We start from the raw sequence: 15042 nt of genomic DNA, 5'->3' as shown, positions 1-15042 counted from the left end.
CGAGTTACGATTTTCAGACCGCTACGAAAACGTGGTAGTGTTGAAAACTTTCTATTTTTTGTAATCTTTTAGGTCAAAAATTATCAATTATAAAAATATTAGATACCTTTATTAACAATTAGATTTTTCTCAAATTACTATATGAAACGCAAAATAACCCTGAAACAAATCGCAAAAGAACTCGATGTCTCCATCTCAACTGTTTCGAAATCACTGCGAAACAGCCTTGAAATTGGCGAAGAAACACGATCGAAAGTCCAGGCTTTTGCCAAGTTTTACAACTATAAGCCCAACAATATCGCCCTTAGTTTAAAAAATCGAAAAACCAAAAGTATCGGTATTATCATTCCGGAAATTGTACATTATTTTTTCTCTACCGTGATCAATGGAATTGAGCAGGTAGCCAACGAAAATGGGTATAGTGTGGTCATTTGTTTATCGGATGATTCGTTTGATAAAGAGGTCTTAAACATGGAAATGCTGGCCAACGGAAGTATCGACGGTTTTATCATGTCACTCTCTAAAGAAACCCAGTTTAAAGGCGACTTTCACCACATTACCGAAGTCATCAATCAAGGCATGCCCGTTGTAATGTTTGACCGCGTTACCAACGACATTTTATGCGACAAAGTAATCATCGACGACAAGGCTGCTGCATACGAAGCGGTACAAAGTCTGATTGATAATGGCCGTAAAAAAATAGCCTTGGTTACTACTGTCGACTATGTAAGTGTTGGTAAATTAAGAACGGATGGCTACGAAAAAGCATTGTTAGACAACGAATTGCCTTTTAACGAAGACTTAATCATTAAAATTGAAGATGTAGATACTTGCGAAATCACCATTAGTCAACTTCTGCACGACAGAGCTTTTGATGCTGTTTTTGCCGTAAATGAACTTTTTGCCGTAACAATTATCAAAACAGCTCATAAAATGGGACTTAAAGTTCCCGAAGATCTTGCCGTAATTGCTTTTACCGATGGAATTATCTCCAAATATTCAACTCCAAGTATTACGACCGTAAGTCAAAGTGGAGAAAAAATGGGAAACAAAGCTGCTAAAATGCTTATAGAAAGGCTGGAAGCCGAACATGATGATGACGAAGAAGAAGATGAAAACTACACTACAGAAGTCATCGAAACCCATCTTATAAAAAGAGAATCTACGGACTAAATTTCTTAAAATCAACCCTTTCCAAAGTCATAAAAAATATTTATGACTTTTTTATTAGCATATATCTAAAAATAATTAATACTTTTACCTCCGCTCAAAGCTTTTACTTTTACTTCGAAAAAATAAGTAAGTTTTGATAAGCAAAGCGCTTATCGTCTAATTAATTCTTTAATTACGATAATGGAAAAGCGTAAATTAAGTTTCTGGGAAATTTGGAACATGAGTTTCGGTTTCTTGGGAATACAGTTTGGTTTTGCACTGCAAAACGCAAATACTTCTAGAATTTTTGAAACCCTTGGTGCTAAAATTGACGAAATTCCAATCTTATGGATTGCCGCTCCTGTTTCCGGTCTGATCATTCAACCTGTAATTGGATATTTTAGCGACAGAACATGGACCAAATTAGGCAGACGCCGTCCCTATTTTTTAATTGGTGCGATTCTATCCTCTGTGGCTTTATTCATTATGCCCAACTCTCCGACTTTATGGATTGCTGCCGGAACTTTGTGGATAATGGATGCCTCGATCAACGTTTCGATGGAACCTTTTCGTGCCTTTGTTGGTGATAATTTACCGGAAAAACAACGCACTTTAGGTTTTGCGATGCAGAGTTTCTTTATCGGTACCGGAGCTGTTGTAGGTTCAGTTTTGCCTTATCTTTTTACCAATGTTTTTGGTGTTAGCAATACCGCTGCGGAAGGGATTATTCCTGATTCTGTAAAATGGTCGTTTTACATTGGTGGAATCGTTTTTTTGCTTTCTGTTTTATGGACGGTTTTCAAAACAACAGAATACACCCCCGAAGAACTTCATGCTTTTGAAGAACAAGCTAAAAAAGACAAAGAAGAAATCATCAATCCGAGAACCGACTCTGATGATAACATAAAAAAACAGCTTACTTTGGGCGTACTGCTAGCGGTAGTTGGTACGTTGACCTCTTTCTTGATCTTCGAAAATTCTTTAGCCAAAGAACTATACATTCTTTTTATCGGATTAATTTTCATGGGTGTTTTATTTATGATAGCCTCCCGATTAAGAACTTCGAAAGTTAACAATGGTTTTACGATTATAATGACCGATTTACTGAACATGCCTGCTACAATGAAAAAATTAGCATGGGTACAGTTTTTCTCTTGGTTTGCCCTTTTCTCCATGTGGATCTATACCACACAAGCCGTTACACAACATATTTTTGGCACAACAGACACTACTTCAAAAGTATACAACGATGCTGCCGACTGGGTTTCTGTACTGTTTACTGTTTATAACGGAATCGCCGCCGCAGTTGCTTTCCTATTACCGGTTATTGCCAAAAAAGTAGGGATCAGAGCAACACATTTACTAGCATTATGCGCGGGAGGTGTTGGTTTAATTTCAATTTATTTCATAGGCGATAAACAACTTCTTATTCTGCCAATGTTGGGTATTGGAATAGCGTGGGCTAGTATTTTATCCATGCCTTATGCCATGTTATCCGGTGCTTTACCGGCAGCAAAAATGGGGTATTACATGGGGGTATTCAACTTCTTTGTGGTAATTCCGCAAATTGTAGCGGCTACGATATTGGGATTTGTCATCAAACAATTCTTCCACAATGAACCTATTTACGCTTTAATCATCGGCGGAGTATCCATGATTTTTGCTGGCTTGCTCACGCTAAGGGTAAATAACAGAACTAAAATTGAAATTCATGAATAACAGAAAAGCATTCGTATTCGACCTTGACGGCGTGATCGTCGACACGGCCAAATATCATTTTTTAGCCTGGCAGAAAATCGCTCAGGCATTACATATAAATTTTACACACGAAGACAACGAGTTGCTAAAAGGCGTAAGTCGTATTCGTTCTCTAGATATCATACTTGAATTAGGAAATGTTCAGGCTTCACAGGAAGACAAAGACAAATGGTTAATTCAAAAAAATGAAGATTACTTATCTTATTTAGTTGACATGGATGCCAGCGAAATTCTTCCGGGAGTTTTTAAAACATTACAACTTTTAAAAGATAAAAACCAAGGAATTGCTTTGGGTTCAGCCAGTAAAAATGCAAGACCAATTTTAGAAAAAACAGGGATCCTCTCTTACTTCGATGTTATTGTTGACGGGAACGACGTTACCAATGCAAAACCCGATCCGGAAGTTTTCTTAAAAGCGGCGCAATTACTAAACATTGACCCAAAAAATGCCATTGTATTCGAAGATTCTGTTGCCGGAATTCAAGCCGCAAACAGAGCCGAAATGGTAAGTGTTGGAATTGGTGAGAAAACAGTTTTACACGAAGCCGATTATATTTTTAATGATTTCACCGAAATCGACCAGAGCTTTATTGAGAAACTAATTAGTCAATGAGAGAATTGGTCAATTAGAAAATTAGATAATTTTTTAGAAACTCGAATTATCTAATTGGCAAATTGACACATTATCGAATTTTCACATTGGCACAATATCAAATTAAAAAAAACGTACAACAACCGCAATTCAAAAGATAACAAATTAGAAAAGTTAATTATCTCAATTGACACATTATCGAATTATCTCATTTTCTAATTGACGCATTATCGAATTGCCAAATTATCAAATTATCAAAATGAATCAAGATTATATAAAACCAGACAATTGGTCCATCATAGAAGAAGGATTTGATGCCGGCAGCGTAAAATCCTCAGAAAGCCTTTTTAGTATCGGAAACGGTGCTATGGGACAGCGTGCCAATTTTGAAGAAACCTATTCCGGTGAAACTTTTCAGGGAAGTTATATCGCAGGAATTTATTATCCGGACAAAACCAAAGTGGGTTGGTGGAAAAATGGATATCCAAAATATTTTGCAAAAGTATTAAATGCACCCAATTGGATCGGAATTGACATTGAAATCAACGAAGAAAACCTGGACTTACACCATTGTACGGAGGTAAGAAACTTTCGCAGAGAACTGAACATGCAAGAAGGATGGTACAACCGTTCTTTTGAAGCGGTTCTGAAAAACGGAACTGAAATCGCTGTAAACGTTCGTCGTTTTCTTTCTTTAGATTTGGATGAAGCAGGAGTTATCAAATACGATATTACACCGCTGAATAAAGATGCCAAAATCGTTTACAAACCTTATATCGATGCCGGAGTAACCAATGAAGATGCGAACTGGGATGAAAAATTCTGGGAACCATTGGAGGTAAAAAAAGGTACCAATGAAGCTTTTGTAACGGCACAGACTTTTAAAACGCATTTTAAAGTTACGACTTTCATGCACAATACGATTTTTGCAAATGGTGAAAATGTAAATATTTCGCCTTCAATAATCGACTCAACTGCAGATAAAGTGCAATATACCTATGGGACTATTATTGCAAAAGGACAAACTTCCTCTATTCAGAAAATTGGAGGGTATACGGTTTCTTTAAATCATGAAAATACTTTAACGGCTGCCGAAAAATGTATTAAAGCGGCTTTAAGTTTAGGATACAATACCCTGCTTCAAAATCAGAAGGAGGCTTGGAGTAAAATCTGGGAAATGTCAGATATTACGATCGATGGCGATGTCAAAGCACAGCAAGGAATTCGCTTTAATATCTTTCAATTAAACCAAACTTATTTAGGAAAAGACAGTCGATTAAACATTGGGCCAAAAGGTTTCACGGGCGAAAAATACGGCGGATCTACCTATTGGGATACGGAGGCATATTGCATTCCGTTTTACATGGCGACCAAAGACCAACAGGTGGCCCGTAATTTATTGACCTATCGTTTCAATCAATTAGACAAAGCGATTGAAAATGCGAAAGACAATTTAGGCTTCAAAAATGGCGCTGCTCTTTACCCGATGGTGACTATGAATGGCGAAGAATGTCATAACGAATGGGAGATCACACACGAAGAAATTCACAGAAATGGTGCGATCGCTTTTGCTATTTTCAACTACTATCGTTACACCGGAGATTACTCTTATATTCCCGAAAAAGGATTAGAAGTTTTAATCGGAATTGCGCGTTTTTGGCACCAGAGAGCTTCTTTCTCTAAAGACAAAAACCAATATGTGATTTTGGGCGTTACAGGTCCAAATGAGTACGAAAACAACATCAACAATAATTTCTATACCAATTATATTGCAAAATGGTGTATTGATTATGCTGAAGAACAAATCAAAAAAGTAGCTGTTGAATATCCTGCTGATCACAAACGCATCCTTGAAAAAGTAACGCTTTCTGCTGCTGAAATTCAGGAGTGGAAAAAAGTAGCGGACAATATGTACTTCCCGATTTCAGAAGAACTAGGGCTTTATTTACAGCAAGACGGCTTTTTGGACAAAGATTTAGTTCCTGTAAAAGATTTGGATCGTTCGCAAAGACCGATCAATCAAAAATGGTCTTGGGATCGTGTTTTACGTTCGCCTTACATTAAACAGGCAGATGTTTTACAGTGTTTCTACTTCTTTGAAAATCATTTCTCTAAAGAAGAATTAAAACGTAATTTTGAGTTTTACGAATCGTTTACCGTTCATGAAAGTTCGCTTTCGCCATGTGTACATTCCATTCAGGCAGCTGCTTTGGATAAAATGGATATGGCTTATACGTTCTATTTAAGAACTTCCCGTTTAGATCTGGATGATTATAACAAAGAAGTGGAGGAAGGTTGTCATATTACCTCAATGGCCGGAACCTGGATGAGTATTGTAGAAGGTTTTGGTGGCATGCGTGTGATCGAAGACCAGCTTCATTTTTCACCCAAAATTCCAAAAGAATGGGACGGTTATTCCTTTAAAATAAACTTTAGAAATCGAATTGTGAAAGTCGCTGTAAATCATATTGAAACTATATTTACGGTAGATGGTGATCAGGATTTAACTATTATAGTGAATGACAAACCACTAACGATAAGCAAAATGGCTCAAATCAATTAAAGTCGAAAATTTTAAACTTAAAATCATGAAGAAATTATTTCTTGCAAGTTTCCTACTGTTTGCATTTAGCACAGTAGCCCAAGCGCAACAATTAAAATCACCCGAAGGAAAATTTGTAATGGAATTTTCGCTTCAAAATGACGGAACGCCAACTTATAATTTAAAGTACAAAAATAAAGAAGTTGTAAAAACCAGTAAACTTGGACTTGAACTGAAAGGGGACCAAAAATCTTTGTTGAACGATTTTACAATTGCGGATTCCAAAGCAACCACTTTTGACGAAAACTGGAAACCGGTTTGGGGAGAAGTAGATCAGATTAGAAATCATTACAATGAATTGGCTGTTACTTTAAATCAAAAAGGAACAGACCGTCAAATCGTGATTCGTTTCCGTTTATTTGATGATGGTTTAGGATTCCGTTATGAATTCCCAACGCAAAAAAACCTTACTTACTTTATCATTAAAGAAGAGAGAACTCAATTTGCAATGGCGGGTGACCACACTGCTTTTTGGATTCCAGGGGATTACGATACTCAGGAATACGATTACACCAAATCGAAATTGTCTGAAATCAGAGGTCTGTCTGAAAAAGCGTATACCGCAAATGTTTCGCAAAAATCATTTTCGCCAACTGGTGTACAAACTTCATTGATGCTAAAAACAAATGATGGAATCTACATCAATTTACACGAAGCGGCTTTGATTAATTATTCGTGTATGCATTTGAATCTGGATGATAAAAACATGATTTTCGAATCTTGGTTAACTCCGGATGCAAAGGGCGATAAAGGTTATATGCAAGCACCAAGTCATTCTCCATGGAGAACAATTATGGTAAGCGATGATGCGAGAGAAATCTTAGCTTCAAAAATGACTTTGAACTTAAATGATCCTTCCAAAATTGATGATACTTCATGGATTAAACCCGTAAAATATATAGGAGTTTGGTGGGAAATGATTACAGGTAAAAGTTCTTGGTCGTACACCAACGACTTCCCAACAGTACAATTGGGTGTTTCTGATTTTTCAAAAGCAAAACCAAACGGTACACATGGAGCGACTAATGCCAACGTAAAAAAATACATTGATTTTGCTGCTAAAAATGGTTTCGACGCTGTTTTGGTTGAAGGTTGGAATGAAGGCTGGGAAGACTGGTTTGGTCATTCTAAAGATTATGTTTTTGACTTTGTAACGCCTTATCCGGATTTTGATGTGAAAGGTTTACACGAATATGCCAAATCTAAAGGGGTGAAAATTATCATGCACCATGAGACTTCAGGATCTGTTCGTAACTATGAGCGCCATATGGACAAAGCGTATCAATTCATGAAAGACAACGGTTACGATGCTGTAAAAAGCGGTTACGTTGGAGACATTTTACCTCGTGGTGAAAACCATTACGATCAATGGATTGTCAACCACTATCAATATGCTATCGAAAAAGCAGCTGATTATAAAATTATGGTCAATGCGCACGAAGCAGTTCGTCCAACCGGAATTTGCAGAACTTACCCGAACTTAATTGGAAACGAAGCCGCAAGAGGAACAGAATACCAAGCTTTTGGAGGTTCTAAACCCAATCACGTTACCGTTTTACCTTTTACACGTTTAATTGGCGGTCCAATGGATTACACGCCGGGAATCTTCGAAATGGATATCAGCAAAATGAATCCGGACAACAAATCTCATGTAAACAGCACCATCGCCAATCAATTGGCTTTGTATGTTACCATGTACAGCCCGTTGCAAATGGCAGCAGATACTCCGGAAAACTATGATCGTTTCCCTGATGCTTTCCAATTCATCAAAGATGTTGCGGTAGATTGGTCTGAAAGTAAATATATTGAAGCTGAACCGGGAGATTTTATTACCGTTGCCCGTAAAGCAAAAGGAACAAACAACTGGTTCGTTGGAAATGTAAACGGTGAAACGTCTCGTACATCCAACATTGATTTCAGCTTCCTTGAAAAAGGTAAAAAATATACCGCTACAATTTATGCTGATGCAAAAGACGCACATTACAAAACAAACCCGCAAGCTTACACAATCAAAAAAATTAGTGTAACAAGCAAATCAAAATTATCGCAGTTGTCTGCTCCCGGTGGAGGTTATGCCATTAGCATTATCGAAACTAAATAATTTCTAAAGACAAGTGATTTCCCCCAGAATTACTTGTCTTTTTTTTTTAGAATCCCTTTTCTGTCACATCTAATTTTGTCACATCGAGCGAAGTCGAGATGCAGCAATAGTTCTCGACTTCGCTCGAATGGACAAAACAAAAAAACTTATAAATTATGAGCATTAAAAAAATAAGCCAATCGATCCATAGAATAACGCTACTTGTTCTCTTATTCTCTGCTTCCGCGAAAGCACAGATTCAAAAAGTAGAACCGCCTTTTTGGTACGCAGGAATGAAAAATCCGGAACTACAGATTATGTTCTACGGCAAAAATATTGCACAATACGAAGCTTCCGTTTCAAACAATGTTGTCATTAAAAATGTAGAAAAAACAGAAAACCCGAACTACGTTTTCCTTACCATCGACACACAAAACCTCAAAGCTTCTGAATTGATTTTTTCTTTTAAAATGAAAAACAAAGTCGCTTTTACCCAAAAATATTCCCTTAAAGAAAGAAGAGCCAATTCAGCCGACAGAAAAAGCTACGATGCCTCTGACATGATCTACCTAATCATGCCCGATCGTTTTGCCAACGGAAATCCTAAAAACGACAGTAATGCTTCTTTAACGGATAAAGAGAACCGCAAAGATCCAAGTGGACGCCATGGTGGAGATATCGAAGGAATCATCAAAAACTTAGATTACATCGCTTCTCTGGGAGCAACTACAATCTGGAATACCCCTTTAAACGAAGACAATGACAAACAACATTCGTATCATACCTACGCTCAATCTGATGTTTACAAAATAGATCCCCGTTACGGAACCAATGAAGATTACGTTCGTTTAGCTGCCGAAATGCATAAAAGAAATATGAAACTGGTGATGGATTATGTAACCAATCACTGGGGAATCACCCACTGGATGATGCAGGATTTACCAACAAAATCATGGTTCAACAGAATCGATAATTATGCACAAACACATCACCGTCGTGAAGTAATCACCGACATTCATGCTTCAAAAACGGACAAAGAAATCTGTCTTGACGGATGGTTTGTTCCTTCTATGCCCGATTTGAATTTAAGAAATCCATTAGTAGCAAAATACCTGACTCAAAATGCCATCTGGTGGATTGAATACGCCAATCTGGACGGATTCAGAGTAGATACTTACAATTATTCTGATCCAACGGCTATGGCAAATTGGGCAAAATCGGTTACCGATGAATATCCAAACTTTAATATTGTGGGCGAAATCTGGATGCACAATCAGGCGCAATTGGCCTATTGGCAAAAAGACAGTAAAATTGGGGCTATTCAAAACTACAATTCGAATTTACCAAGTGTAATGGATTTTACGTTACAGGATCAGATTGGTTCGGCTTTTAATGAAGATGAAGCAACCTGGGACAATGGAATGATCAAATTCTACAACAATTTTGCTTTAGATTACCTGTACCCAAACCCGAATAATATTTTGGTTTTCGCCGAAAACCACGACACCAACCGTATCAATGATGGTTACAAATATGATGTGGCAAAATACAAATTGGTCATGACACTACTGGCTACCGTTCGTGGAATTCCACAATTGTATTACGGCTCAGAAATCGGAATGGGTGGTGATAAAAGCAAAGGTGATGGTGGCATTCGTCAGGACTTCCCGGGTGGGTGGATTGGTGACAAAAACAATGCTTTTACCAAAGAAGGAAGAACAGAACTGCAGGCACAATATTTCGATTTTACCTCTAAATTATTCAACTGGAGAAAATTGAATGAGGCCGTTCATTTCGGAAAAATGACCCATTATATTCCGGAGAATAATAGCTATGTTTACTTTAGATATACAGATACTAAAACGGTGATGGTTGTTTTTAATAACAATGCGAAACCACAGACTATTAAAACCGATCGTTTTAAAGAAAACATCAAAAACTATAAGTCCGGAAAAGATGTTATTACCGAAAAAACATTTGATTTAACTACTGAAATTACTTTAGAGCCTAAATCGGCTGTTGTTTTAGAATTGAACTAGGAAAAATTAACTGCAAGGGGCGCAAAGAAAAAAAACTTTGCGCCCCTTGTCTTTACTTTGCGTTTAAAAAATTAGACATAAGGTTCGCAAAGATTTTCTTTTGCACGCAGATTTAGCAGATTAGGCTGATCTTAATTTACTCTTTATAAAAAATCTGCGCAATCTGCTAAATCTGAGTGCAAAAAAATTAGGTATAAAATTAAAAGAGAACCGTCGTAATGCTGTAATTAAACTTTGCGAACCTTGCGGTTAATTTTTTACTTTACACAAAGATTACGAACTCAAAAATCACGAACTTTGCGGTTAAACTAAAAAAGATGCTAAAAATAGCCCATCGCGGTGCCAAAGGCTACGAACCCGAAAACACTTTAAAAGCATTTCAGAAAGCATTAGACCTAAAGGCAGACGGAATTGAACTCGACGTTCACCTCAGCCTTGATGGCCATTTAATAGTCATGCATGACGAAACCATCGACAAAATGACCAACGGGAAAGGTTTTGTAAACACCCTATCTTTATCCGAATTAAAGTCTTTTTTGATCGCAGACCAATACGAAATCCCAACCTTAAACGAGGTTTTTAATCTGATCGACAAAAAATGTCTGATCAATATCGAATTAAAAAATGCGGATACAGCGGCTAAAGTGGTCGCTTTAATTCACCAATACATTTCTGAAAAAAGCTGGAATTACGAACACTTTATTGTTTCGAGTTTTGATTGGAATGCTTTGCTGGAAGTGCATCATTTAGATTCAAAAATCCTTATTGGAGTACTAACCGAAACAGCTCTTGATACCGCTTTGACTTTCGCTGAATCCATAAAAGCATGCGCCATTCATCCGGATTACCAGCTGCTAAATCAGGAAAACACAAGACAAATACAAGAAAAAGGTTTTTGGGTTTTACCGTGGACAGTCAATGAGGCAAAGGACATTCAAAAAATAAAAAGTTACCATGTAGACGGAATCATCAGCGATTTCCCTGATAAAATATAATGCTTTAATTTTGCCACAGATTAATAAGGATTGGAAGGATTTCAAAATCTATGTTAATCCTTTTAATCTGTGGCAAAAAAAAGAACCCACAAAATCAAAAATTCGTGCTAATTCGAGCAATTCGTGGCAAAAAAAATAATATGACCAAAAATTTCGACATAATAATCGTTGGAGGAGGTGCAGCAGGATTTTTTACCGCTATTAATATCGCAGAGAAAAACCCAAAACTAAAAATTGCTATTTTAGAAAGAGGAAAAGAAGTACTCTCTAAAGTTCGCGTTTCCGGTGGCGGAAGATGCAATGTGACGCACGCTTGTTTTGAACCGAATGAATTAGTTAAATTTTACCCGCGTGGTGAAAAAGAACTACGTGGCCCTTTTCATCAATTTTGCTCGGGAGATACCATTGAATGGTTCGAAAAACATGGCGTTGAATTAAAAATCGAAGACGATGGCAGGATGTTTCCCGTTTCAAATTCTTCGCAAACTATTATCGATTGTTTCTTAAAAGCAACCGAAAAATTAGGTATAAAAGTATTAATTGGTCAAAGCGTTCAATCCATTTTTAAAAGTGAAAAGCATTGGAAAATTGATACACAGAACGAAAATTACGCCGCAGAAAAATTAATTCTTGCCACCGGCAGCAATCCAAAAATATGGGAAATGTTGCAAACACAAGGTCACGCGATCGTGAGTCCGGTACCTTCCCTGTTTACTTTTAACATTAAAGATTCCCGTATCAAAGAATTACCCGGAGTTGCAGCTAAGGTAACTGTAACCGTAAAAGATACCAAACTCGAATCAACTGGTCCTTTGTTAATTACCCATTGGGGAATGAGCGGCCCTGCAATCCTCAAACTTTCCGCTTGGGGAGCAAGAACTTTGTTCGATAAAAATTATCAATTCACCATTTTTGTCAATTGGCTTAACGACGTGGACACTGAAGATGCGGAAAAAATACTAAAAGACTTAAAACAAGAACACGCTAAAAAAGCCGTTTCTAAAAAATCACCCTTCGATTTTCCAAATCGTTTATGGGAAAGTTTCGTTTTAGCCTCAGCAATTGACGCGGAAACCAAATGGGCGGATTTATCTAAAATTCAATTGCAAAATTTGGCTTCACAACTTACCAAAGCAAAATTTCAAGTCAACGGAAAAAGCACTTTTAAAGAAGAGTTTGTAACTGCAGGTGGAATTGACTTAAAAGAAATCAACTTTAAAACTATGGAAAGTAAGTTACATCAGAACCTTTATTTTGCCGGAGAGATCGTAAATATCGATGCTATTACGGGTGGATTTAACTTTCAGAATGCCTGGACGAGCGGATTTATTTTAGCCAACAGTATTTAGTTTTAGAGCTATGGAATCCTCCTTAAAAGAACAAATTCTTTCGATTGCTTCCTTTACAGAAAAGGAAATAGAAAAGATTCTTTCTTGTTTTGAATATGAAAAATTTGATGCTAAAACATATCTCTCTTCTATTGGAAAAATCAGCAACAGAATTTTCTTCATTAGTAACGGATTAGCCCGTACCTATTATTTAAAAGACGGAAAAGAGATCACTACTTATTTAAGCTGCGATAATGGTTTTATTTCTTCTTACTCCAGTTTCATCAACCAGACTCCGTCTTACGAGAATATCCATTGCCTTGAAGAATGTGAAGTTCTTTCTATAAATTATGAAAAAATGCAGGATTTATATGCTGCAATTCCAAATTGGGAACGTGTTGGCAGAATTCTCGCGGAGCAAAACTATCTCTGTATGGCCGATCGAATACTAAAACTTCAAATGATTCCTGCAAAAGAAAAATACCTGACTTTTCTTGAAACCGCTCACCCCAAAATCATTCAAAGAACACCTTTGATTCATGTGGCTTCTTTTTTAGGAATCACGGCGGAATCTTTAAGCCGGATCAGACAAAGCATTTCTTAACATTTGTCAAGAGAATTTAAGGGCTGAATTCAAATCTTTGTTTCTATAAAATTTGAAAAGATGAAGACTATAGCCAAAGATGTTTACCAGATTCCTCTATTTCCACGAAATGCGATTAACTGTTATCTGATAGAAGATGTTCTTGTTGATGCCGGAATTAAAAGCTCTGCCGGAATTATTCTAAACGCTTTAAAAAACCACACGGTAACCAAACATGTACTGACGCATGCCCATGCAGATCATCAGGGAAGCAGTAAAACGATTTGTGAAACGTTAAGCATTCCACTTTGGTGCAGCAAATTAGAAAAAACAGCCGCAGAAAACGGAAATGTTACTTTTGAATATCCAAATCCCAAACATTTGATTCCAAAATTTCAACAAAAATTCTGGGCAGGAGAAGGGCATTCCATATCGCAAACCTTAAAAGAAGGAGATGCTATTGCCGGATTTACAGTAATTGAAACTCCGGGACATTCTCGCGGACATCTTTCTTTTTTCAGAGAAAAAGATGGTCTGCTCATTGTTGGAGACGTTTTGACCAATATGAATTTATTAACCACAATAGTTGGGTTACATGAACCTCTCGGTTTATTTACGACTGATCAAGAACTAAACAGAAAATCTATTCTAAAATTAGCCGCTTTAAAACCTAAAACACTCTGTTTTGGTCATGGACCGGTTTTAATAAATAATGGAGAACTAGAAAAGTTTACAGAAAAAATATTCCTTTAAATTTATGAAACCGAAAAAGGAGGTTACTTTTGATTTCCAGATCAATTAACAAGACTTTACATCTTCCATAAGTTTTCATTAAGACAATTCTAATAATTTTACTTTCATCAAACTAACCTTTTATGAAAGTAAAATTACTTACCACAATTTCTTTTTTCACCTATCAACTTTCCATTTCTCAATCTGACAAGTTACTTCATGGAAAAGTTCTTTCCAACAATAAACCCCTCGGAAAAGTAGAAGTCATTAATAAAACGGCGAAGACCAGCACAACGACAAATGATTTGGGAGAGTTTTCTATTGCTGTAAAAGTGAGAGACAGTTTATTATTTTTTTCCAGTGCTTATTTTTTTACAAGACTAAAGATAACTAAGGCAACTATTGCTGAAAACAATCTTCTTGTCAATATGGTTGTCAAACCGGAAGAGTTAAACGAAATAGTCATCACCAACATAAAATTTGATAAAATCAAATACGATCCGGATGCTATCAACAAAATAGATATTTTTAAAAGAGCCAACGATCTAACCCGAACCATTCCGGGTTATAAAGACGGAACAATAGCCAACGGAATGTCACTGACAATTCCTTTTGGAAATGGAAAACCAAAAAAAGACAATCGAAATCAAAATGATTTTAAGAAACTAATTGCCAAAACCTGCCCTCCTGATTTTTTTACTAAAGAGCTGAAATTAAACGCCGAAGAAGTTCCTTTATATCTCGAGTTTTGTGATGCTGACCCAAAGTCTAAAACCCTTTTAGAACACAGCAATATCTTAACCACAATGGATTTTTTGTATGCTAAAAACGAAGAATTTAAGAAACTAAAGTCTGGCGTTAAAAATTAATAAAACAACTTGATGGGTGTAACTTAGCTAAATGTTTTTTTAACACATAGAGACATAGATTTTTATTTTACAATTGGAGAAGTTTCAAGAAAATCATAAATTTTTCACCTATTAATTTAAGACCTTAATTCGGTTTTTAAATTACTGATTGATGCATTGTGGTTTTCCTGCAAGGTCTTTTTCAAGCTTTGTTGGCTATGTCTCTAGGTGTTAAAATGAATTGCATCCAATAGATTAAAACACAAATTCGATATACAAAACCTTTTAACCAGAAGGCTCTGCATACCGAATTTGCTAAACATGAAAATATAC

The 15042-nt window shown here is 36.6% G+C and carries 11 protein-coding genes; all 11 read left to right on the top strand.

Features of this window, described 5'->3' with window-relative positions:
• Window positions 1–141 precede the first annotated feature (141 nt).
• On the top strand, window positions 142–1173 hold the full coding sequence (locus LNP23_RS06885) for a LacI family DNA-binding transcriptional regulator (RefSeq protein WP_230004382.1): 1032 nt from the start codon (window positions 142–144) through the stop codon (window positions 1171–1173).
• A 180-nt stretch (window positions 1174–1353) separates the two neighbouring features.
• On the top strand, window positions 1354–2871 hold the full coding sequence (locus LNP23_RS06880) for an MFS transporter (RefSeq protein ID WP_047777803.1): 1518 nt from the start codon (window positions 1354–1356) through the stop codon (window positions 2869–2871).
• Window positions 2864–3523, top strand: a complete 660-nt coding sequence (gene pgmB / locus LNP23_RS06875) for a beta-phosphoglucomutase (protein ID WP_230004381.1) — start codon at window positions 2864–2866, stop codon at window positions 3521–3523. Before LNP23_RS06880 ends, pgmB begins: the two co-directional genes overlap by 8 nt.
• 238 nt (window positions 3524–3761) lie before the next feature.
• Window positions 3762–6065: a glycoside hydrolase family 65 protein gene (locus LNP23_RS06870; RefSeq protein ID WP_230004380.1), complete on the top strand. Its 2304-nt coding sequence runs from the start codon at window positions 3762–3764 to the stop codon at window positions 6063–6065.
• Between the two features lie 25 nt (window positions 6066–6090).
• Complete coding sequence (locus LNP23_RS06865) at window positions 6091–8205, top strand: glycoside hydrolase family 97 protein (protein WP_230004379.1); 2115 nt, start codon at window positions 6091–6093, stop codon at window positions 8203–8205.
• Between the two features lie 155 nt (window positions 8206–8360).
• On the top strand, window positions 8361–10223 hold the full coding sequence (locus tag LNP23_RS06860) for a glycoside hydrolase family 13 protein (RefSeq protein ID WP_230004378.1): 1863 nt from the start codon (window positions 8361–8363) through the stop codon (window positions 10221–10223).
• Between the two features lie 317 nt (window positions 10224–10540).
• Window positions 10541–11218, top strand: coding sequence for a glycerophosphodiester phosphodiesterase (locus LNP23_RS06855; protein ID WP_230004377.1), 678 nt, complete (start codon window positions 10541–10543; stop codon window positions 11216–11218).
• Between the two features lie 140 nt (window positions 11219–11358).
• The gene (locus LNP23_RS06850) at window positions 11359–12567 is read left to right on the top strand and encodes a BaiN/RdsA family NAD(P)/FAD-dependent oxidoreductase (protein WP_230004376.1); all 1209 of its coding nucleotides are present in this window, start codon (window positions 11359–11361) and stop codon (window positions 12565–12567) included.
• 10 nt (window positions 12568–12577) lie between these two features.
• Complete coding sequence (locus LNP23_RS06845; protein ID WP_230004375.1) at window positions 12578–13150, top strand: Crp/Fnr family transcriptional regulator; 573 nt, start codon at window positions 12578–12580, stop codon at window positions 13148–13150.
• Between the two features lie 60 nt (window positions 13151–13210).
• On the top strand, window positions 13211–13882 hold the full coding sequence (locus LNP23_RS06840; protein WP_230004374.1) for an MBL fold metallo-hydrolase: 672 nt from the start codon (window positions 13211–13213) through the stop codon (window positions 13880–13882).
• 122 nt (window positions 13883–14004) lie between these two features.
• A complete protein-coding gene (locus LNP23_RS06835; RefSeq protein ID WP_230004373.1) occupies window positions 14005–14730 on the top strand; it encodes a hypothetical protein in 726 nt (241 codons plus the stop codon).
• Window positions 14731–15042: the final 312 nt, after the last annotated feature.

The sequence above is a fragment of the Flavobacterium cupriresistens genome (genome assembly GCF_020911925.1).
GTDB lineage: Bacteria > Bacteroidota > Bacteroidia > Flavobacteriales > Flavobacteriaceae > Flavobacterium > Flavobacterium cupriresistens.
The sequence above is the reverse complement of the archived record's forward strand: the minus strand, read 5'-3'. Positions and strand labels throughout refer to the sequence as shown.

What these genes read in the sequence shown, in the direction of transcription:
- LNP23_RS06885 (WP_230004382.1), top strand. Translation starts at nt 142, where the DNA reads ATGAAACGCAAAATAACCCTGAAACAAATCGCAAAAGAACTCGATGTC.
- LNP23_RS06880 (WP_047777803.1), top strand. Translation starts at nt 1,354, where the DNA reads ATGGAAAAGCGTAAATTAAGTTTCTGGGAAATTTGGAACATGAGTTTC.
- pgmB (WP_230004381.1), top strand. Translation starts at nt 2,864, where the DNA reads ATGAATAACAGAAAAGCATTCGTATTCGACCTTGACGGCGTGATCGTC.
- LNP23_RS06870 (WP_230004380.1), top strand. Translation starts at nt 3,762, where the DNA reads ATGAATCAAGATTATATAAAACCAGACAATTGGTCCATCATAGAAGAA.
- LNP23_RS06865 (WP_230004379.1), top strand. Translation starts at nt 6,091, where the DNA reads ATGAAGAAATTATTTCTTGCAAGTTTCCTACTGTTTGCATTTAGCACA.
- LNP23_RS06860 (WP_230004378.1), top strand. Translation starts at nt 8,361, where the DNA reads ATGAGCATTAAAAAAATAAGCCAATCGATCCATAGAATAACGCTACTT.
- LNP23_RS06855 (WP_230004377.1), top strand. Translation starts at nt 10,541, where the DNA reads ATGCTAAAAATAGCCCATCGCGGTGCCAAAGGCTACGAACCCGAAAAC.
- LNP23_RS06850 (WP_230004376.1), top strand. Translation starts at nt 11,359, where the DNA reads ATGACCAAAAATTTCGACATAATAATCGTTGGAGGAGGTGCAGCAGGA.
- LNP23_RS06845 (WP_230004375.1), top strand. Translation starts at nt 12,578, where the DNA reads ATGGAATCCTCCTTAAAAGAACAAATTCTTTCGATTGCTTCCTTTACA.
- LNP23_RS06840 (WP_230004374.1), top strand. Translation starts at nt 13,211, where the DNA reads ATGAAGACTATAGCCAAAGATGTTTACCAGATTCCTCTATTTCCACGA.
- LNP23_RS06835 (WP_230004373.1), top strand. Translation starts at nt 14,005, where the DNA reads ATGAAAGTAAAATTACTTACCACAATTTCTTTTTTCACCTATCAACTT.